19 protein-coding genes are annotated in these 20,770 nt (G+C 58.7%); 5 read left to right on the top strand and 14 right to left on the bottom strand.

The genetic code is table 11. The features are described 5' to 3' along the window. Positions 1-53: 53 nt before the first annotated feature. The 3 genes from tdh to VWZ85_RS04650 form a co-directional block, all read right to left on the bottom strand. Positions 54-1,082, bottom strand: a complete 1,029-nt coding sequence (tdh, locus tag VWZ85_RS04660; RefSeq protein WP_416587283.1) for an L-threonine 3-dehydrogenase — start codon at positions 1,080-1,082, stop codon at positions 54-56. A 14-nt stretch (positions 1,083-1,096) separates the two neighbouring features. Further along, on the bottom strand, positions 1,097-2,284 hold the full coding sequence (locus VWZ85_RS04655) for a glycine C-acetyltransferase (protein ID WP_416587259.1): 1,188 nt from the start codon (positions 2,282-2,284) through the stop codon (positions 1,097-1,099). Positions 2,285-2,404: 120 nt separating this feature from the next. Continuing rightward, entirely contained in the window at positions 2,405-2,971 is a 567-nt protein-coding gene (locus VWZ85_RS04650; protein WP_340547193.1) for a helix-turn-helix domain-containing protein, read from the bottom strand. Between the two features lie 137 nt (positions 2,972-3,108). Here VWZ85_RS04650 and VWZ85_RS04645 point away from each other — a divergent pair, with 137 nt between their 5' ends. Further along, a complete protein-coding gene (locus tag VWZ85_RS04645) occupies positions 3,109-4,284 on the top strand; it encodes an acetyl-CoA C-acyltransferase family protein (protein WP_416587258.1) in 1,176 nt (391 codons plus the stop codon). A gap of 69 nt (positions 4,285-4,353) precedes the next feature. Here VWZ85_RS04645 and VWZ85_RS04640 read toward each other — a convergent pair whose 3' ends face one another. From VWZ85_RS04640 to VWZ85_RS04615, 6 genes are all read right to left on the bottom strand, one after another. Next, positions 4,354-5,529 carry an ABC transporter permease gene (locus tag VWZ85_RS04640; RefSeq protein ID WP_340547191.1) on the bottom strand — a complete coding sequence of 392 codons (1,176 nt, stop codon included), beginning with the start codon at positions 5,527-5,529 and terminating at the stop codon, positions 4,354-4,356. Between the two features lie 5 nt (positions 5,530-5,534). Continuing rightward, positions 5,535-6,806 (bottom strand): ABC transporter permease, encoded by a 1,272-nt coding sequence (locus tag VWZ85_RS04635; RefSeq protein ID WP_340547190.1) that lies wholly within the window; start codon positions 6,804-6,806, stop codon positions 5,535-5,537. Positions 6,807-6,906: 100 nt separating this feature from the next. Further along, positions 6,907-8,013, bottom strand: a complete 1,107-nt coding sequence (locus VWZ85_RS04630; RefSeq protein ID WP_340547189.1) for an extracellular solute-binding protein — start codon at positions 8,011-8,013, stop codon at positions 6,907-6,909. 85 nt (positions 8,014-8,098) lie between these two features. Then, entirely contained in the window at positions 8,099-9,199 is a 1,101-nt protein-coding gene (locus VWZ85_RS04625; RefSeq protein ID WP_416534309.1) for an ABC transporter ATP-binding protein, read from the bottom strand. A gap of 366 nt (positions 9,200-9,565) precedes the next feature. Continuing rightward, complete coding sequence (locus VWZ85_RS04620) at positions 9,566-10,960, bottom strand: aspartate aminotransferase family protein (protein ID WP_416587257.1); 1,395 nt, start codon at positions 10,958-10,960, stop codon at positions 9,566-9,568. A gap of 65 nt (positions 10,961-11,025) precedes the next feature. Next, on the bottom strand, positions 11,026-11,712 hold the full coding sequence (locus VWZ85_RS04615) for a GntR family transcriptional regulator (RefSeq protein WP_416537716.1): 687 nt from the start codon (positions 11,710-11,712) through the stop codon (positions 11,026-11,028). Between the two features lie 141 nt (positions 11,713-11,853). Here VWZ85_RS04615 and VWZ85_RS04610 point away from each other — a divergent pair, with 141 nt between their 5' ends. The 4 genes from VWZ85_RS04610 to VWZ85_RS04595 all read left to right on the top strand — a co-directional run bounded on the left by VWZ85_RS04610 (position 11,854) and on the right by VWZ85_RS04595 (position 15,874). Continuing rightward, entirely contained in the window at positions 11,854-12,939 is a 1,086-nt protein-coding gene (locus VWZ85_RS04610) for a polyamine ABC transporter substrate-binding protein (RefSeq protein ID WP_416587256.1), read from the top strand. A gap of 114 nt (positions 12,940-13,053) precedes the next feature. Then, on the top strand, positions 13,054-14,181 hold the full coding sequence (locus VWZ85_RS04605) for an ABC transporter ATP-binding protein (protein WP_340547184.1): 1,128 nt from the start codon (positions 13,054-13,056) through the stop codon (positions 14,179-14,181). After that, positions 14,181-15,062 (top strand): ABC transporter permease subunit, encoded by an 882-nt coding sequence (locus VWZ85_RS04600; RefSeq protein ID WP_416539857.1) that lies wholly within the window; start codon positions 14,181-14,183, stop codon positions 15,060-15,062. Before VWZ85_RS04605 ends, VWZ85_RS04600 begins: the two co-directional genes overlap by 1 nt. After that, positions 15,059-15,874 carry an ABC transporter permease gene (locus VWZ85_RS04595; RefSeq protein WP_416537719.1) on the top strand — a complete coding sequence of 272 codons (816 nt, stop codon included), beginning with the start codon at positions 15,059-15,061 and terminating at the stop codon, positions 15,872-15,874. Before VWZ85_RS04600 ends, VWZ85_RS04595 begins: the two co-directional genes overlap by 4 nt. An 8-nt stretch (positions 15,875-15,882) precedes the next feature. Here VWZ85_RS04595 and VWZ85_RS04590 read toward each other — a convergent pair whose 3' ends face one another. From VWZ85_RS04590 to cysQ, 5 genes are all read right to left on the bottom strand, one after another. Next, positions 15,883-16,944, bottom strand: coding sequence for a glycosyltransferase family 2 protein (locus tag VWZ85_RS04590; RefSeq protein WP_416587255.1), 1,062 nt, complete (start codon positions 16,942-16,944; stop codon positions 15,883-15,885). 1 nt (position 16,945) lies between these two features. Next, the gene (gene galE, locus VWZ85_RS04585) at positions 16,946-17,929 is read right to left on the bottom strand and encodes a UDP-glucose 4-epimerase GalE (protein ID WP_340547180.1); all 984 of its coding nucleotides are present in this window, start codon (positions 17,927-17,929) and stop codon (positions 16,946-16,948) included. A gap of 96 nt (positions 17,930-18,025) precedes the next feature. Continuing rightward, positions 18,026-18,919 (bottom strand): UTP--glucose-1-phosphate uridylyltransferase GalU, encoded by an 894-nt coding sequence (gene galU / locus VWZ85_RS04580; protein WP_340547179.1) that lies wholly within the window; start codon positions 18,917-18,919, stop codon positions 18,026-18,028. Between the two features lie 184 nt (positions 18,920-19,103). After that, positions 19,104-19,904: a 3-deoxy-manno-octulosonate cytidylyltransferase gene (locus VWZ85_RS04575; protein WP_416539860.1), complete on the bottom strand. Its 801-nt coding sequence runs from the start codon at positions 19,902-19,904 to the stop codon at positions 19,104-19,106. Then, positions 19,904-20,701, bottom strand: a complete 798-nt coding sequence (gene cysQ, locus VWZ85_RS04570) for a 3'(2'),5'-bisphosphate nucleotidase CysQ (protein WP_416539861.1) — start codon at positions 20,699-20,701, stop codon at positions 19,904-19,906. The genes VWZ85_RS04575 and cysQ overlap by 1 nt, the downstream gene beginning before the upstream one ends. Positions 20,702-20,770: the final 69 nt, after the last annotated feature.

Raw genomic sequence — 20,770 nt, 5'->3', positions numbered from 1 at the left:
TCCTGGGGGTGAGCGCCAGGGGCGCGAGGGGGCAAAGCCCCCTCTTCCCGACATCACGTCCAGTCCAGCACCACCTTGCCGCTGGAGCCGGATTTCATCGCCGCAAAGCCTTCGGCGAAATCATTGACGCTGAACCGGTGGGTGATGACCCGGCTCACATCCAGCCCGTTCTGTAGCATTGCGATCATCTTGTACCAGGTCTCGAACATCTCGCGCCCGTAGACGCCTTTGATGGTGATCGCCTTGAACACGATCCGTGACCAGTCGACCGGCGATTTGCCCGGCGGAATGCCCAGGAGTGCAATCTTGCCGCCCATTACCAGCGCCTCCACCATCTGGTCGAGTGCCGCCTGGCTGCCGGACATCTCCAGCCCAACGTCGAACCCCTGTTTCAACCCCAGCTCCCGCACCACGTCCTGCAGGTCTTCCTGTGCCACGTTCACCGCACGCACCGCCGGCACCACATGTTCAGCCAGCGCAAGCCGGTCCGGGTTGATATCGGTGATCACCACATGCCGCGCGCCGGCATGTTTCGCCACCGCCGCCGCCATGATGCCGATGGGGCCCGCGCCGGTGATCAGCACATCCTCACCCAGCAGGTCAAAGCTCAGCGCGGTATGCACCGCGTTGCCGAGCGGGTCGAGGATGGCGCCGATCTCATCCGGAATGTCATCTGGCAGCGGCACCACGTTGAATGCCGGCAGTTTCAGGTACTGCGCAAAGGCCCCCTGCTCGTTCACCCCGATGCCGCGGGTGCCCGGGTCCAGGTGGAACTTGCCGGCGCGGCTCTGGCGCGAGTCAGTCTTGATCAGATGCCCCTCGCCGGAGCAGCGCTGCCCCACCGTCAGATCGGTGACATTGCGGCCGATCTCGACAATCTCGCCCGCGAACTCATGGCCGGTGATCATCGGCACCGGCACGGTGTGCGCGGCCCATTCATCCCAGTTCCAGATGTGGATGTCGGTGCCGCAGATGCCGGTCTTCTTCACCTTGATCAGCACCTCGTCCGGGCCGATCTCCGGCACCGGCGCCTGCACCATCCATAGACCCTCCTGCGGATGGCTCTTTTCCAGCGCCTTCATCGTGTTCGGACGGCTCATGACAGGATCCCCAATTCCTTGCCCACCTTGCCAAAGGCGGCCAATGCACGGTCCAGCTCATCCCGTGTCAGCGCCGCATTCATCTGAGTGCGGATCCGCGCCTGGCCGCGCGGCACCACAGGGAAGAAGAAGCCGGAGACATAGACGCCCTCGTCGAACAGACGCGCCGCCATATCCTGCGCCAGCTGCGCTTCGCCCAGCATCACCGGGATGATCGGATGCTCACCCGGCAGCAGGTCAAAGCCCAGTTTCTCCAGCCCCGCGCGCCAGTATTTCGCATTCTCGAACAGCTGCGCCCGCAGCCCGTCCCCTTCCTCCACCAGCCGGATCGCTTCCAGCCCGGCAGCAACAATCGATGGCGGCAGCGAATTGGAGAACAGATAGGGCCGCGCCCGCTGCCGCAGCAGGTCGATCACTGGCTGCGGCCCAGCGATGTAACCGCCGATGGCCCCCCCAAGTGCTTTGCCCAATGTCCCGGTGACGATATCCACGTCCACCCCGAAATGCTCCGGCGTGCCGGCGCCTGTTGCGCCCATGAAGCCGGTCGCATGGCAGTCATCGACCATCACGATGGCATCGTATTTGTCCGCGAGCGCCCGGATCTCCGGTAGTTTGGCCAGATAACCGTCCATTGAGAACACGCCGTCGGTGGCGATCATGATATGCCGCGCGCCGTCCTCGCGAGCCTGTTTCAGCCAGGCCTCCAGATCGTTCATATCGCTGTTCAAGTAGCGGTAGCGCTTCGCCTTGCACAGCCGGATACCGTCGATGATCGAGGCATGGTTCAGGCTGTCGGAAATGATCGCATCCTCCGGCCCCAAGAGCGGCTCGAACAGCCCGCCATTGGCGTCGAAACAGGCAGCAAACAGGATTGCGTCATCTTTCCCGAGGAACTTCGCAAGCCGCTGCTCCAGCTCCCGGTGAATGTCCTGGGTGCCGCAGATGAAGCGAACGGAAGCCATGCCGAACCCTTTGTCATCCATTGCGCCGCGCGCAGCAGCGATGAGGTCGGGGTGATCTGCAAGGCCAAGGTAATTGTTGGCACACAGGTTGATGACCGCCGCATCCCCAACCCTGATCTCACCCCCCTGAGGGGAGGTGATCATTCGTTCCCGCTTGTAAAGACCATCAGCTTTGATCTCTTCCAGGGTCTTGGAGATGTCGGTCAGAAAATCAGTAGACATGCGGAAACTCCTTCTCGTTCGAGTCGGAGTTCTAGCATAGCGGAAAAATTTCCGGAATAGGGGATTTCAAGATAGTGGACAAAAATCCGTCAAAATGGAGGGTCCGCCTATTCTTGCCAATCACGCATTCTTCACGATCAGGAACAGACGTGCCGGACCGTCCTGTGCAGCGATGGAATGCGTCACATCTGCAGCATAGCGGGCGGTATCCCCTGCGTGCAGCCGTTCGGTCGCACTGCCCGAACAGAGCGCAACAGTCCCGTCGAGAACCGTCAGGTGTTCGACCGTTCCGCGCCCATGAGGCTGGCTGTTCAATGCGCCCCCTTCTTTGAGCCGGATATCGTAGACCTCGTGGCCGCCGGCGTCTTCAGGTGGAGAAAGAATGCGGATCAGACAGCCCTCCCCCATGTTTTCAATGGAAGGGACATCGCCATCGCGCAGGACTTCGATCCGGTCCTGTGCCTCTTGACTGTCCAGCAGCCCCGCAAAATCCACCTGTAACGCACGCGTCAGGTTCCACAGGGTCGCAATCGTTGGTGAGCTCTCGCCGCGTTCAATCTGGCTCACCATGGAGCGGCTGACACCGGAGAGATTGGCCACAGCCTCCAGGCTGAGGCCCTGGGCACGACGCGCCTCTTTCAGGCGGGCGGGCAGAAGCGTCAGGATATCGTCTACATTTTCCGTCATGGCGGAATCTCTGCGCCTTTGAAATCCATTTGTCAAACAGGAGCGGCATCAGGGCTAAACTGTTATGACGGCACGTTTCGCAGGACAGGCCATGCTGCATCTGCATAATCGGCGCGAAACTCATGAGGAGAGAGACCATGACCGATATCGTGATCCTGGATGGCGCCCGTACCGCCATCGGCACCTTTGGTGGATCGCTGGCGGGCACCACCCCAATTGATCTGGCAACCGTGGCATCCAAAGCCGCTATGGAACGTTCCGGCGTTGAGCCGGGGCAGATCGGCAATGTGGTCTTTGGCCATGTGATCAATACCGAACCGCGCGACATGTACCTGAGCCGTGTCGCTGCGATGCAGGCCGACATTCCGAACGGTACGCCTGCGATGAACGTGAACCGCCTCTGCGGCTCAGGTGCACAGGCGATTGTCTCCGGCATCCAGTCGCTGATGCTGGGCGACGCGGAATTTGCCCTCACCGGTGGCGCCGAAAACATGTCGCGCAGCCCCTTCATCGTACCTAGCGCCCGCTGGGGGCAGAAAATGGGCGATGCCCGCGCGCTCGACATGATGCTGGGCGCCTTGAACTGCCCCTTTGGAACCGGTCACATGGGGGTGACCGCAGAAAACGTCGCGGATGAGCATGACATCACGCGCGCCCAGATGGATGAATTTGCGCTGACCAGCCAGACGCGCGCCGCTGCGGCAATCGAGGCCGGGCATTTTGCCAGCCAGATCACGCCGGTCGAGGTCAAGGTGAAGCGTGACATGGTGGCCTTTGAGGTGGATGAACACCCCAAGGCCAGCACAATGGAAACACTTGGCGGCCTGAAACCGGTGTTCAAGAAGGACGGCCGTGTCACTGCTGGCAACGCAAGCGGCATCAACGATGGTGCCGCCGCAATCGTCATGGCCACAGCTGAGGCTGCCCAGAAAGCTGGCCTGAAGCCCAAGGCCCGTATTCTGGGCTACGCCCATGCAGGTGTCCGCCCTGAAGTGATGGGAATCGGTCCGGTGCCTGCTGTGCAGAACCTGCTGAAGAAAACCGGGCTCTCCGCCAGCGACTTTGACGTGATCGAATCGAACGAAGCCTTTGCCGCGCAGGCGCTGGCCGTGAACAAGGAATTGGGACTGGATCCGGCCAAGGTAAACCCGAATGGCGGCGCGATTGCGCTTGGCCATCCGGTGGGCGCAACTGGCGCGATCATCACGCTGAAGACACTTTACGAGCTGGAGCGGATCGGCGGCTCCAAGGGGCTCATCACCATGTGCATTGGTGGCGGCCAGGGTATCGCCCTCGCAATCGAACGCCTCTGATCCCCGCATCCGCTGAAACGCAAAAGGCCCCGGTTCTCACCGGGGCCTTTTTGTTGGATGACGCTGATATCAGCTCGGGCTCATGCCGCGCAGACGCTCCGACCGGCGACGCAGCATCTCGACCACCGTCAGCAGGCAGATCGACACCACGACCAGAATGGTCGCAACCGCCAGAATGGTCGGCGAAATCTGTTCGCGCAGGCCGGTGAACATCTGCCAGGGCAGGGTTTTCTGCCCGGCAGACCCGACAAAGAGCACAACGACAACTTCATCAAAGGAGGTGATGAAGGCAAACAGACCACCAGAAATCACGCCGGGCAGGATCAGCGGCATCTGCACGCGGAAGAAGGTGGTGACCGGACCGGCCCCCATATTTGCAGCCGCACGCGTCAGAGACCGGTCGAAACCAACCAGAGTGGCGGTCACGGTAATGATCACAAACGGAATGCCAAGGGCTGCATGCGCCAGAACCACACCAAAGTATGTCCCCTGCAGACCAATCCGGCTGTAGAAGAAATACATCCCGGCAGCCGAGATGATCAGCGGCACGATCATCGGCGAAATCAGGATCGCCATAATTGCCCGACGGAAGGGCACATGCGGCTGGCTGAGGCCAATGGCGGCCAGCGTACCGAAACCCACCGACAGAATGGTCGCCATCGGTGCGATCTTGATGGAGTTCCACATCGCCTGCTGCCAGTCGGCATTGGTGAAGAAGTCACGATAGTGCTTCAGCGAATAGCCTTCGGGATCGAATTGCAGCATCTCCGGCGTGAAGGTGAAGAAATCCTGAGCGTTGAACGACAGTGGCATCACCACAAGGATCGGCGTGATCAGAAAAACGAAGACCGCCCCGCAGATCACCCGAAACGTATAGTGCCAAAGCACCTGGCCAGGTGTGAGATATGGCGCCAGATGCACACGGTAGCGTGACGTCGAGAGCCAGAAGATGAACCAGCCGACAAAGGCACCGAACAGTATACCGATGACGGCCGAGGGCAGCCCGCCCATCACAAAGCCTGCGATGGCAAAGGCTGCGATCAGGATCCATCGGATCAGCCGCTCCTGATCGCGAAGCCCCGCCAAGACAAAGCCCAGCCCGCCAACAAGAGCAGCGCCGATCAGTACCCCGAGAAGGCCAGAGCCCTGCGCAGTGCCGACAAACAGGCCGAAGAAGGCGCCGGCCGCCGCAGCGACCATCGCCACGAAACCAGGAGTTTGGTTTTCAACAGGTGTCAAAGCCATGTGTCTTATCCCAGTTTCACGTTGTCGATACCGACAATCTTGTCATAGGCCCAGTAGAGCGCGAGTACGACGACCAGCAGAATAGTGCCAAGCGCGGCCGCAAGGCCCCAGTTGAGCGACTGCGAGATGTGGAAAGCGATCCGGTTCGAGATGAAGACACCTTTGGTGCCGCCGACCAGCTCCGGCGTGATGTAGTAGCCAATCGCCAGAATGAAGACGAGGATCGAACCCGCACCGATACCCGGCACAGACTGCGGGAAGTAGACCCGCCAGAACGCCGTCCAGTTGGTGGCGCCGAGAGACTTGGCAGCGCGCAGATAGGACGGATTGATAGTCTGCATCACCGAATACATCGGCAGGATCATGAACGGCAACAGAATGTGGGTCATCGCCACGATCGTGCCGAACTGGTTATTGATCATCACAAGGCGCGCATCATCTGCGACCAGTCCCAGCCAGACCAGCGTGTCATTGATGACGCCCTGCTGCTGCAGCATGACCTTCCAGGCCGATGTTCGTACCAGAAGCGACGTCCAGAACGGCAGCAACACCAGGATCATCAGCAGGTTTGCGGATCTGGACGGCAAATTCGCCAGGATCCAGGCCACCGGATATCCAAGTATGATGCAGCTCACCGTAATCGCCAACGACATGATCAGTGTCCGCAGGAACAATGTTCCATAGATCCGCTCGTTCTCGGGTCGCAGCTCTGCCCCTTCTGCGCCTTTCTGGAAATCGGCCGCATTCAGAAAATAACCGTTGGTGTAGGCCCCAGAGTAGGTCTGGATAGTGCGCCAGACCTCCGGGTCGGTCCAGTCCTTGTCAATCTTGAAGAACTGCTCCTTGAACGGACCATCCTGAGCCAGATCCCAACGCTTGACCTTGCGCCCGGCCTTGCGGAACAGCGAGGAAATGCCGGGGTTTTCGTAGTTCAGGCGCGAGCCGACGCGCGTATGGGTCTTCTCTTCGGCGGCGACCTGAAGGTCGGCAGCCAATGCGGCAAACACGGCCTCATCCGGGGCCTGCCCGGAGTTTGCATCCCAATCCTGAAGCGCGACAACGGTCTTGGGCAGGGTGTCAGAGACGATCCTATTCTCAACCGAGCGGAACAGCATGTCGGCAATCGGGAGAATGAAGGTCAGAAGAACAAACAGCAGAAGCGGCGCGATCAGCATCAGGGCGCGAATTTTCTGCATCCGGAGAGCTCGGGCCAGGCTACGCTTCAGCGGCGTGCCATCGGCGGCCAAGACCGGTCCGGTGTGGGTGGTATCGCTCATGGGTAGGAGCCCCCGTCGGAATTTTTTGTTGGTGGAGAAAGGGCTGCGCGCCAGGCACACAGCCCCTTCCCGATAATGTCAGTATCTGTTCGCGGACAGATTACTTGGCGAGCCACGCCTGGAATTTAGCGTCCAGATCGTCGCGGTTGTCTGCCCACCATTCGTAGTCATAGACATGAACGTTGCCGGAGTTCGCCGGATCGGTCGGCATATGCGGTGCCATGTCGATACCCAGAATGGCGTGTTTGCCAACCAGCGGCGCAGAGGAGGCGCGCGCCGGACCATAGGAGATGAACTTGGCCTGATCTGCCAGACGCTGGGTGTCGGTTGCGAACTTCAGGAAGTCCATCACGCGAGCCTTGCGGTCTTCGGGCAGGTCAGCCGGAACGATCCAGCCATCCAGGTCGAAAGACTGCATATCCCAGAGCATTTCGATCGGCTGGTTCTGCTCAGCAATTGCCGAGAACAGACGACCGTTAAAGGTCGAGCCCATCACCACTTCGCCATCTGCCAGAAGCTGCGGCGTTTCCGCACCAGCAGTCCACCAGACGACCTGATCCTTGATTGTGTCGAGCTTGGCCAGGGCACGCTCCACACCTTCGTCGGTGCTCAGCACGTCGTAGATCTCATCCTTGGCAACGCCGTCGCAGTAGAGGGCCCACTCGACGTTGTCGATCGGACGCTTCTGAAGGGCGCGCTTGCCCGGATATTTCGCAGTGTCGAAGACATCGCAGATGGAGCTCGGCGGCGTGTCACCAACCTTGTCCATGCGGTACCCGAAGGTGGTCGAATAAACGATCTGCGGCACGAAGCAGTCGCTGACGATCAGATCGCCGAAGTCTTCGGTTGCGGGTGTGCCATCGGGCGCCGCAGCCAAATCTTCGTCGTGGTTCAGCTCGGCGGCGAGACCTTCGTCACACATACGCATCGCATCAGAAGCAACAACGTCGACCAGATCCCAGGTGACATTGCCCGCTTCGGTCATGGCGCGCATTTTTGCGGTCGCCTCGGCCGAGCTTTCATCCCAGATCACTTTCAGATCGGGGTGCATTTCCTGATAAGGAACCACATAGGCCTTCAGCTGGCTTTCCTGATAGGCGCCGCCCCAGGACACGATGGTCATCTCGTTGGCCATATCAGCAGCCATCGCCATCGGCGCACACAGTGCCGTGGTGGCTGCCAGGGCAGTCAGTTTGGTGAGTTTCATAGACACTCTACTCCTTGTTGAAATCGTTATTTATCTGGATTGTCCGCCGGTCGTTCGCTGCCGGAGGTTCGGGCGCGCGCGGACGTCAGGCGTCCAGCGCGCGGCAATCTTCAGGCAACCAGCCGATTTCGATCTGCTGGCCGGGCTTCAACCGTACCTGATCGGGTGCGTTGCGGGTCTTGATGATGAACTCATCATTTCCGGCGACGCGCAGACGGGTGCGGAAGATGTCGCCCATGTAGATAAACTCAAGCACTTCAGCCTTGAGCGTATGGGCGCCTTCCTGCATCCGGTCCTTGTTGTATTCAACACGTTCGGGCCGGATCGACACGCGGGTCCGCTCACCGGGTTTGGAAACGTTGATCGGCTTGCAGTCAATCAATTCGCCATCGTCCAATTGTACCAGCGCGATGCCATTGTTGACCTCTTTGACCGTGCCTTCCAGCGTGTTGTTCTCACCGATAAACTGGGCAACGAAACTGTTGGCCGGCTCTTCGTACAGCTCATCCGGCGGCGCCAGCTGCTGAATACGACCATCGTTGAACACTGCCACGCGATCCGACATGGTCAGCGCTTCGGTCTGGTCGTGGGTCACGTAAACGGTGGTGATGCCCAACTGATGTGCAAGATGGGTGATCTCGAACTGCATCTTCTCGCGCAGCTGCTTGTCCAGCGCGCCCAGAGGTTCGTCCATCAGCACCAGTTCGGGTTCAAACACAAGCGCACGCGCCAAGGCAACACGCTGCTGCTGACCACCGGACAACTGGGCCGGACGGCGGCCGCCAAAGGCGCCCATCTCGACCATGTCAAGCGCGCGCTTCACCTTCTGCTCACGCTCGGACTTGCCCATGTTGCGGACTTCCAGCGGGAAGCTCAGATTTTCGGCAATGGTCATGTGAGGGAACAGCGCGTAGTTCTGGAACACCATTCCGATGCCGCGTTTATGAGGCGGAATGTTGTTGATTGAGACGCCGCCAAGCCGAATATCACCATGGGTCGCTGTCTCAAAACCCGCCAACATCATCAAGCAGGTCGTTTTGCCCGAACCGGACGGGCCCAACATGGTCAGAAATTCGCCTTTCGGCATGGTGAGGTTCAGATCTTTGACAACGAGGTTCTCGCCGTCATAACTCTTCTGCACGCGTTCGAATTCTACGAACGCGCTCGTGTTTGACGCATCAGCCAAGTGAGGCTCCCTGGTTTGGTTCGGCAGATTAGCTCTGCACTTCTGTCGTGATGTAAGCACACACGAGTGTTGGTGTGCAACCGGATCGTCCGGATCATCTCTGTAGTTTACCTTAGGGCCGATAACGCCGGAAACGGTACGTATTGCGACGAACAAGGATCGAAAAGCGACAGGATTTAGATTGCCAATCAGATAAAAACTCTATGTGTACACGCCTTGATTGATCGCAAACGTCCGTTACCGGAAACACTCAAATAACCGAACTTGACCGAGCAGCTTTAACCGAGCCACAAAGATTCGCGGAAATAGCAAAGGCGCCGGCTCCCGACCGGAACCGACGCCTTGGTCAAACAGCTTCAGCCCGCGTCACGCGCTGTGCAGCAAGTCTCGCTCTTTCAGCGCTGCATAACATTCATCGAGCGACTGGCGCGCCCGCGCGATGAGCGTATCAATCTCTTCGGGTGTGATGATCAGCGGCGGCGAGATGATCATCCGATCACCAACGTGGCGCATCACCAGATTATTGGCAAAGCACCGCTCCCGGCAGATGTAGCCGACAGTTCCGGTTTCAGCGGCAAAGGCCGCGCGCGTCGCCTTGTTCGGGGTCAGTGCAATCGATCCCATCATGCCGACAATCTTGGATTCGCCCACCAGCGGATGATCGACGAGCGCCTCCCATTGCTCCTTGAGATAAGGCGCCACAACATCACGCACATTGTCGATGATGTTCTCCTCCTCGAGAATGCGCAGGTTCTCCAGCGCCACCGCGGCGGCAACCGGATGGCCCGAATAGGTGTAGCCGTGATTGAATTCACCGGATCCAATCACCGCTGCAATCTCGTCGCTGACAATAGATCCGCCAATCGGCGCATAGCCGGACGATAGCCCCTTGGCGATCGTCATGATATCGGGGCGAATGCCCATGGTCTGGCTTCCGAACCAATTGCCGGTACGCCCGAAGCCGCAGATCACCTCATCAGCGATCAGCAGGATTTCATATTTGTCGCAGATCCGCTGGATTTCGGGCCAGTAGGTTGCAGGCGGAACAATGACACCGCCGGCGCCCTGAACCGGTTCGGCAATAAAGGCCGCAACCCGGTCTTCGCCCAACTCAAGAATCGCCTGTTCCAGCTCCTGAGCGCGCGCGAGACCAAACTCCTCTACCGCCATATCGCCGCCTTCGGCCCACCAGTTGGGCTGATTGATATGATGGATATCCGGAATCGGCAGGCCGCCCTGTTCGTGCATCGCAGTCATACCGCCCAGGCTGCCGCTGCCAACGGACGAGCCATGATACCCGTTCTTGCGGCTGATGATCACCGATTTTGTCGGCTTGCCCTTCATCGCCCAATAATGGCGGACCATGCGAATATTGGTGTCATTGGCTTCTGAACCAGACCCGGCGAAGAACACATGGTTCAGCCCCTCGGGCGCCAGTTCGGCGATTTTCGCCGCCAGCGCGATCGCGGGCGTATGTGTGGTCTGAAAGAATGTGTTGTAGTACGGCAGCTCGCGCATCTGGCGGGCGGCGACATCTGCCAACTCGTCCCGCCCATAGCCAATGTTGACACACCACAGGCCGGCCATGGCATCCAGTATCTGGTTGCCCTCGCTGTCTGTCAGCGTGACGCCAGTGGCGCGCGTGATAATCCGCGCGCCTTTTTCCGCCAGCTCACCGTTTGCGGTGAAGGGGTGCATGTGATGGGCCGCATCCAGCGCCTGAAGCTCGGCCGTGGGCAGGTGATTTGTAATCGCAGTCATGGGACAGACTCCTGAAGGAAGAGATTGCGCCCAGAATATGATCAAATTCTAGCGTGTCAATCGAATCAGCTCGACTGATTCAGCCCCTGACTTACCTGATCCATCCCCTGAGCGACGTCCCGCTCCATGGCCAGCGCCGCCAGATCTGCGTCCTGGCGATGCAGGGCCTCGAGGATGTCCTTGTGCCGGTCGGGAAAGCTCTGCGTGCCGAGCCGTCCACAGACCACGCGCAACGATGGACCGAAGCGCAGCCAAAGCCGATCCGCCAGATCTGTCAGGATAGGCGCATCGGCATATGCATAAAGCCGCGTGTGGAACCGGTAGTTCTGCACCAGATAGCCAGTGACGTCTCCTGCCGAAATAGCCTGATCCAGAGCTGTGTCGATGGCCTCCAGCGCGGTGATATCATCCGCAGATACACGCGTGGTTGCCAACCGAGCAAGTTGACACTCTATTGTTTTTCTTGCATAAATCAGCTCGTTCAGGTCACTTTCACGTAACATCGGCACAGACACACGGCGATTTCCCTGAAACACCAGCGCGCCATCAGAGATCAGTCGGCGGATTGCTTCGCGTACCGGGGTCATCCCGGCCCCCAACGACTCGACCAGACCCTGGATGGTGACCGCCTGCCCCGGCGCCAGATCGCCAAACAGAATTTGCCCGCGCAAGGTCTGGTAGACGGTTTCATGGGCGGGCAGTTTGGCAGTGGGCTGACTGCCGGATGATGCGGCTGGTTGGCTCAGGTTCACCTTCTGAATTCCTCCTAAATTTTGGGCAGCTTGCACCAAGTTTCCCCAAGTGAAAACATAAACAGTATTGCCGAATGAGGCAAAACTTGATCAAATCCTTATCAGCCGGGCACGGAAACCGGCACGCACAGGGAGATACTCATGACACTCAAGACGATGACATTGACAGCCATCGTGGCGCTGAGCAGTGCGGCCGCCATCGCCGAAGAAGTTCGCGTTTACAACTGGTCCGACTATATTGACGAAGCCTTGCTTGAGAAATTCGAAGCCGAGACCGGCATCGAACTGATCTACGACGTCTTCGACAGCAACGAGTTGCTGGAAACCAAGATGCTGGCCGGCGGCTCCGGTTACGATGTAGTCGTTCCGACCGGCTCGTTCCTGGCGCGTCAGATTCAGGCTGGCGCGTTCCAGAAACTGGATACCGACAAGTTGTCGAACGCAGGTAACATGTGGGACGTGATCAAGGAGCGTACGGCACGCTATGATCCGGACAACCTCTATTCCATCAACTACATGTGGGGCACGACTGGGATCGGCGCAAACACCGCAAAGGTCGAAGAGGCTCTGGGCGCGGATGCACCGATCGACTCGCTCGATCTGGTGTTCAACCCTGCCAACATGGAAAAGCTGGCCGAATGTGGCGTCTACATTCTGGATGCCCCGGACGAGATGATCCCGGCCGCCCTGCAATATATCGGTGAAGATCCCAATAGCATGGACCCCGATGTGGTTGCCAAGGCCGAACCCGTGCTGATGGCGATCCGCCCCTATGTGAAGAAATTCCACAGCTCAGAGTACATCAACGCACTGGCAAATGGTGACATCTGCGTGGCCTTTGGCTGGTCCGGCGATATCCTGCAGGCGCGCGATCGTGCCGACGAAGCCGAAAACGGTGTCGAAATCGTCTTCAACGCGCCCAAGGAAGGCGCACTGATGTGGTTCGACCAGATGGCGATCCCGGTGGACGCCCCGAACCCCGACGGGGCTCACAAGTTCCTGAACTTCATTATGGAAGCCGAGAACATGGCTGCGGCATCCAACTACGTCTATTATGCCAATGGCAACAAGGCGAGCCAGGAGTTCCTCGAAGAGGATGTGATCAACGACCCCGCGATCTATCCGAACGATGACACCCTGAAAAACCTCTACATCAAAGAAGCCTATCCGCCCAAATTGCAGCGTACGGCGACGCGTATGTGGACCAAGATCAAATCTGGGACCTGACCCGAGATTGATTGACGCGCGGGGCATCGGATATGCCCCGCGCTTTTTCCTGCGGGAACGTCGGCAGCTGTTCCATGCCCGTTCCGCCACTTGTGTCATACATTGGGGGCCAGCGTGACTATTCCTGTTTTTGAACCCTGGAACGATCCAGAGGCTAAGCCCCTGATCCAATTCCAAAATGTTACCAAGCGCTTTGGTGAGTTCACCGCGATCGACGATCTGACGCTTGGGATCTACGAGAAAGAGTTCTTTGCCTTGCTTGGCCCCTCGGGCTGCGGCAAGACCACGATGATGCGGATGCTGGCAGGGTTTGAAACGCCAACCGAAGGCAAAATTTTCCTGTCGGGTCAGGATATTGCACCGGTCCCGCCGAACAAGCGTCTGGTCAACATGATGTTCCAGTCCTATGCGCTATTCCCGCATCTGAGCGTCTGGGACAATATCGCCTTTGGACTGAAGCGCGAGAACAAACCCAAACATGATATCGCCGAGCGGGTACAGGAAATGCTGCGCCTGACCCGGCTTGAGAAATTCGCGCGCCGTAAGCCGCACCAGATCTCCGGCGGTCAACGGCAGCGGGTGGCCTTGGCAAGATCGCTGGCCAAAGCACCCAAACTTCTGTTGCTGGATGAACCTCTCGGCGCGCTCGACAAGAAGCTGCGCCAGGACACCCAGTTCGAACTGATGGACATTCAGGAAAAGACTGGCACCACCTTTGTTATTGTCACCCACGATCAGGAAGAGGCGATGACGGTCGCCTCCCGCGTGGCGGTGATGGACAATGGCCAGATCGTCCAGGTTGCCACTCCTGATCGTATCTACGAAACGCCAAATTCGCTTTACGTGGCTGATTTCATTGGCGATGTGAACATCATCGACGGCACCGCTTCGCCCACGGGCCCCGATGAATATGCGGTCAGCTGGAAAGATGGCGCCGCCCCGCTGACGGTGAAAAGCCAGGCGACATTCTCTGATGGCCAAGCCTGCCATCTGGCGATCCGCCCGGAGAAGGTCACGATCAGTGCGGATCGTCCCGCCGAGGCCGACAATAGCGTGCAGGGCCGTATTCTCGATATAGCATATCTCGGCAATATCTCGACCTACCATGTCGAACTGCCATCTGGTGCGGTGATCAAAGCTCAGACCGCAAATACCCGCCGTATCGCCCGGCGCGCCTTTACCTGGGAAGACCCGGTCTGGCTGTCCTGGACAGCCACTGCCGGTGTCCTACTGGCAAACTGATGCGCCGCTTTATCCTGATTGCCATCCCTTACGCCTGGCTTCTGGCGCTGTTCCTTGTGCCCTTTGCCATCGTGTTCAAGATCGCCCTGTCGGACGCCGCCGTCGCGCGCCCGCCTTATATGCCGCAGTTCGACTGGGTCACTGGTATCGGCGCCTTTATTGCGGATCTGGATTTTGAGAATTTCGTCTGGCTGACAGAAGACGACCTCTATTGGAAAGCCTATCTCAGCTCGCTTCGGATCGCTGTGATCTCAACTGTGCTGACCCTGCTGGTCGGCTACCCCATGGCCTACGGCATGGCCCGCGCCCCGTCTGAATGGCGTCCGACGCTGATGATGTTGGTGATCCTGCCCTTCTGGACCAGCTTCCTGATCCGCGTTTATGCCTGGATGGGCATCCTGTCGAATGAGGGGCTGTTGAACCAGTTTCTGATCTGGCTTGGGATCATCGACACGCCGCTCACCATTTTGAACACCAATACCGCGGTCTATATCGGCATCGTCTACACCTACCTGCCGTTCATGATTTTGCCGATATACTCGGCACTGGAGCGGCTGGACGGATCGCTCATCGAGGCTGCCGAGGATCTGGGCTGCTCACGTACGCAGGCCTTCTGGTTGGTCACCATCCCGCTGTCGCGCGCCGGCATCATTGCGGGCTGCTTCCTCGTCTTTATTCCGACGCTGGGCGAATTCGTGATCCCGTCACTGCTGGGGGGGTCGGACACGCTGATGATCGGCAAGGTTCTGTGGGAAGAGTTCTTCTCCAACCGTGACTGGCCAGTGGCATCTGCGGTGGCAGTTGTGCTGCTATTGATCCTGATCGTGCCGATCGTGCTGTTCCAGCGCAACCAGCAGAAACAACAGGAGGCGGAACAATGACCCGACTGAGCTGGTTCAACACCGTTTCGCTGACGCTGGGATTTGCGTTTCTGTATATCCCGATGGTCATCCTGATCGCCTACAGCTTCAACGAAAGCAAGCTGGTTACCGTCTGGGCCGGGTTCTCTGTCAAATGGTATGGTGAACTGCTGCACAACGAGGCATTCCTCAGTGCGGCATTGGTCACGCTGAAGGTAGCCGTTATCTCCTCCAGCATCGCGACGGTCCTTGGCACCATGGCCGCCTACGTGCTGGTGCGCGGCGGGCGGTTCCTGGGGCGTACCCTATTTTCCGGCATGATCTACGCGCCATTGGTGATGCCAGAGGTAATCACAGGCCTTTCGCTGCTTCTCCTGTTCATCGGGATCGGGCTGGATCGCGGGATTATGACCATCGTGCTCGCGCATACGACCTTTGCCATGTGCTATGTCTCGGTCGTGGTCTCTTCGCGGTTGGTAACCTTTGATCGATCGCTGGAGGAAGCCGCGCTGGATCTGGGCTGTTCGCAGGCAGAGGCGTTCCGCCTCGTGACGCTACCGATCATCGCGCCCGCAGTGATTTCAGGCTGGCTTCTGGCCTTTACCCTGTCGCTGGACGACCTGGTGATTGCCTCCTTCACCGCAGGCCCTGCGGCGACAACCTTGCCCATCAAGATTTTCTCTGCGGTGCGGCTGGGTGTCAGCCCGGAGATCAACGCGCTCTCGACGATCATGATCGGCATTGTCACCGTCGGCGTTGTCACAGCCTCGCTGGTCACCAAACATCAGTTGGTCCGCCAGCGTCGTGACGAGCAGAACGCCGAACGCAGCTAAGCCGCGGCTCAGTCCGCGTCCCAATCAGGGGCGCGGGCCAGCCCCAATGCCTCCAACTGATCCGGTCCCTGATATCGGATCGCATCGCTGTGCCAGAGATCCGGTGCCGCAGTCAATTGGTTGTAATAGCCGTCGAACAATTCTGGCGCGCTGAAATGCTGGCCACGCCGCTTTTCTATCTCTGCCTTCTTGGTGATTTCGGGCAAGAATTTGCTGTGCAGCAGAACCCCGGACGGACCTGCCCCACCTGGCCCATCGTATAGTGCATTCAACCGCCTGGGCAGCATTGCATGGGTAGAATTCGTATAGGCGAAGCTGCGGTGCCATTTGACCAGCGGCACCTTGTTCAGCGTAGGTCCCCGTTGCGGCTCATCAGGAAAAAACATCCGCTCCCTGAGGCCGCCCTGTACCCACAGGTTGCCGCGCGGCGCCTGTCGAACCCGGCGATATGGCCCGGTATCAAACCACTGCAATACTCGGCGGGGATCATCACCTGGGACGTAACTCACCTCTCCCACTGACCCCTTGGGAAAAAGATCCAGCATCAAGGCACCGAAGCCAGCCCTGCCATGACGGTCCAGCCAATCTGTCAATCCGCGCAAACCGTGCCGGGCATCACCGCCAAACACCAGCAATTCATCTGCATCAACACTGAGACACCAGCGGCGGTGACCATAACGGATCTGAAGCCATGTCGCCCAGTCGAGACCAAACCGAGCATCGCGATAGCTGGCGCCTGTATGCCAGAGCGAGACATCAGGCTGATCGGCAAGATACGCGGCGCTGCCATCATCGCTGCCATTGTCGACGATCAGAAAATGGTCGACACCCAGATCGCGATAAAAGGCCAGGAAAAACGGAAGCCGGGTCGCTTCATTGCGCAGCACTGTGATGGCAAGAATTGCATCCCGTTGTAGACTGCGAGTGCGGTCCGTCAGCGTCGTCAGCTGATGCCGGGACCGGAAAGAGCGCCAAAGCAGCCGACGTCGCTGCCACCTCAACCGATAGGCCGCCGCCAGGGAGATTTCCGGCAGCGGTACAGTACCTGGAGCCCGCTCTGGCCCCGTCACCCTAGCGCTCGTAAGCGCCGGCTTTGTGCCAGCCCCAGGCATCCGCGATCATAGTTTCAAGATCCGATCGCTTCGGTTCCCACCCAAGCAGGGTAGCCGCCCGCACCGAACCCGACACCAGCTTGGTGCAATCGCCGGCACGACGAGGACCAATAGAGTGAGGCACCGATTGACCGGTTGTCGCCTCCGCCTTGTCCATGACTTCCCGTACGGAGAACCCGGTGCCGGTCCCCAGGTTGAAGACCTGGCTCCCTTTGCCGTCTTTCAGCCATTTCAGGCCCAGCACATGGGCGTCGACCAGATCGCAGACGTGAACATAGTCACGCACGCAGGTGCCATCCGGGGTGTCATAGTCGGTTCCAAAAATGGTCAGCGCGTCACGTTTGCCCTCAATCGCATCCAGCACCAACGGCACCAGATGAGTCTCGGGGCGGTGGAACTCGCCCACCTCGGCCTCGGGGTCGGCACCCGCCACGTTGAAGTAACGGAATATCACCGACCGCAGCCCATGCGAGGCGCCAAAATCGCGCAGGATGTCTTCTACCGCGCGTTTGGACGCGCCATAGGCATTAAGGGGAAGCTGCGGCGTGCTTTCGTCCAGCACCACATTGTCATGCTCCCCATAGGTGGCGCAGGTTGATGAGAAAACGAAATCAAGGCAGCCGGCTGCCACCGCGGCTTCAATCAGCGTGAGAGACCCGCCGACATTGTTGGCCCAGTAGCGCCCGGGTTCGCTCATGGCTTCACCAACCTGGCTCAACGCGGCGAAGTGCATCACGGCGGCCGGTTGATATTTGGCAAAAACCTCGTCCAGTCGCAGACGATCAGCCAGATCCCCCTTTTCAAAGGGTCCGAACTTCACAGCGTCCTGCCAGCCAGTCACCAGATTATCGTAGGTTACGGGGGTAAAACCGGCAGCCTTTAGTGCCTTGCAGGCATGAGAGCCAATATAACCCGCTCCACCAGTCACCAGAATATATGTCAAAGCAGCGTCTTCCTGATCAAAAGGCCGGACAGTGCTGTCCGGCCACCCAATTTCCAGATGTTCACAATCTCCGCCACTCTCGGCGAAGTGATCGGCTTACTGCGCCGCCTTGTCGACCTGCGCAATCTCATTGATGTAGCACATCAGATCATCGCGCAGCTCTTCACGTGCCAGCGCAAAGGCGACGGTTGCCTGCAGGAAACCAGCCTTGGATCCGCAATCAAAGCGCTGACCACGGAAACGATAGCCGTAGACCGGTACATCGTCGGCGATATCTTCGGCAATGGCATCGGTCAGCTGGATCTCACCACCGGCGCCCTGTTTCTTCTTATTGAGATTGCGCAAGACCGATGGCGCCAGGATATAGCGACCAATAACCGCCAGATTAGACGGGGCATCTTCGGCTTTGGGCTTTTCAACCATGCCATTTACCGACACCACCGAGCCCATGTCGTCGCGCACATCCAGCACACCGTAGGACGATGTCTGTTCTGGCGGAACCTCCATGGCCGCGACCATATTGCCGCCGGTTTCCTCGTAGGCTTCCACCATCTGCTTCAGGCAGGGGGTTTCCGCCGCGATGACATCATCAGGCAGGATCACCGCGAAGGGTTCATTGGCGATCAGGCGACGCGCGCACCAGACCGCGTGACCAAGGCCCAGCGCCTGATGCTGGCGAATATAGGCAATCGCGCCCGATTCCATATTGGTCGCTTTCAGGATTTCCAGCAGATCATCCTTACCCTTCTTACGCAGCTCCTGCTCAAGCATGGGTGAATGGTCGAAATAATCCTCTAGCGCTCCTTTGCCGCGCGAGGTGACAAAGATGAACTCCTTGATGCCGGCCTCTCGGGCCTCATCAATGGCATATTGGACCAGCGGGCGGTCAACCAGCGTCATGATTTCTTTGGGAACCGATTTGGTTGCCGGCAGGAATCTGGTTCCAAGCCCGGCCACCGGAAAAATTGCCTTCGTTACTTTTCTACGCATCTCGCACTCTCGTTTCTATTTCTCAAACCGTTCTGATGCGGTTCGTCAGTGGGGCCGTTTGGGTGGCAAAACCTACCTCGAAAGGCCGGTCAGAGTATTCCGTAGGCAATTCAGAAAATATACCCCCAGTCACATTTCGCTCACGGCATCCCGTATCATGTTTCATATTATCGACAATTCAGGCCTATTTGTGACCCATTTTTTTCATCATCGCCTCAATCCGGGGAACATCCTCGGGATTGTTCAGCTCCCAGAACTCGCGTCCACGTGCTTCAACCTCCACGCAGAGAATCTTGCGCCCGTTCTCAAGAAAGCGCAGCTGCTCCAGCCCTTCGAGGGTTTCCAATGGCCCGACAGGCCAGCCAGGATAGGCGCTCAGCGCGTCCGGGCGATAGGCATAGACACCGACGTGGTGAAACACCGGCGTCTCCTGATCGGAACCATAGGTTTCGGACGTAAAGGGCACCACCTCCTTGGAGAAGTAGAGCGCATTATGGTCGCTACCGAACACTGCCGTGGTGCCGCCAACACGACCGGCCTTACGGTCTGCCAGCAGACTGTTCAGCGTCGCGCCGTCGCAGCGCAGCACCGGCGTTGCCAACCCTTTGTCAGGCGCGCCGCGCAGGCCGACAATCAGATCCTCGATAAACCAATGCGGCGTCAGCGGCGCGTCCCCTTGCAGGTTCACCACGATATCATAACCGCCGCCAAGTTTATCCAGCGCTTCGGCGCAACGCTCCGTCCCGTTGGCGCAGCTTTCGGAGGTCATAACAACCTCGGCACCAAACCCGGTGGCAGCATCGCGAATTCGGTCGTCGTCGGTTGCGACAACCACACGATCTACGCCATTGACGGCCATGGCCGCACGCCAGGAGCGTTCGATCAGCGTTTGGCTCTCGCCGCTGGACCCGGTCAAAGCAACAAGCGGCTTACCAGGATAGCGAGTCGAAGCATAGCGGGCGGGAATGACGATAAGGACGGACATCAGGCTTTCTTAAGCTCCACACCCGGCGCATAGGCTATAAAGAAAGGATTCGAATAGCCTTCCTTGCCGTAGGTCAGTGGCGAATGATCATCAAAGCGTACCACTTGACCACCGGCACCGCAGAGGACCGCATGACCGGCGGCGGTATCCCATTCCATGGTCCGCCCCACCCGCGGATATAGATCGGCTTCGCCTGTTGCGACCAGACAGAACTTCAGCGAAGACCCCGCGCTCTTGCTGTCCTTCACGGCGTATTTGTTGATGTAATCATCGGTGGCCTGATCACGGTGCGATTTCGACGCAACCACCATCAGCGCATCATTATCACTGTCTGCAACACGAATGGGTTTGATCTCTCCCATGGCTGACGGATCAAAAGCGCCGGTTTCCTCAACCGCTGATCCGTCCGCCAAGGTGAAGAACATCCGAGACCGCGCCGGCGCATAGACAACGCCGCGCGTCGGCACACCGTTTTCGACCAATGCGATATTGACGGTAAAATCACCGCGGCGGTGGATGAACTCCTTGGTTCCGTCCAGCGGATCCACAATCAGAAAGGTGTGCCCGCTCTTGCTGTGCGATTCCGCCTGTTCCTCGGTCACCAGCATCACGTCGGGAAAGGCTGCGCGCAACCCGGCAGAAATCAACGCATCGGCGGCCTCGTCAGCGGCGGTTACCGGGCTTTCATCCGATTTTACCTTCACCTCGAATTCATCCGAATTATAGATCTCCATGATCTTCTCTCCGGCTTCGATCGCCAATCGGCGGATTACCGGAATAAGCTCATCATATGTCACAAACACTCTCCCTGACCGGGTTTGGTTGATTACAGCAGTTGTCCCCCTTATGGTCGGGGTGAAACGGAA

This window comes from Phaeobacter sp. JH20_29 (assembly GCF_048056175.1).
Lineage (GTDB): Bacteria > Pseudomonadota > Alphaproteobacteria > Rhodobacterales > Rhodobacteraceae > Phaeobacter > Phaeobacter bryozoorum.
This window is presented reverse-complemented; position numbering and strand designations above follow the sequence as displayed.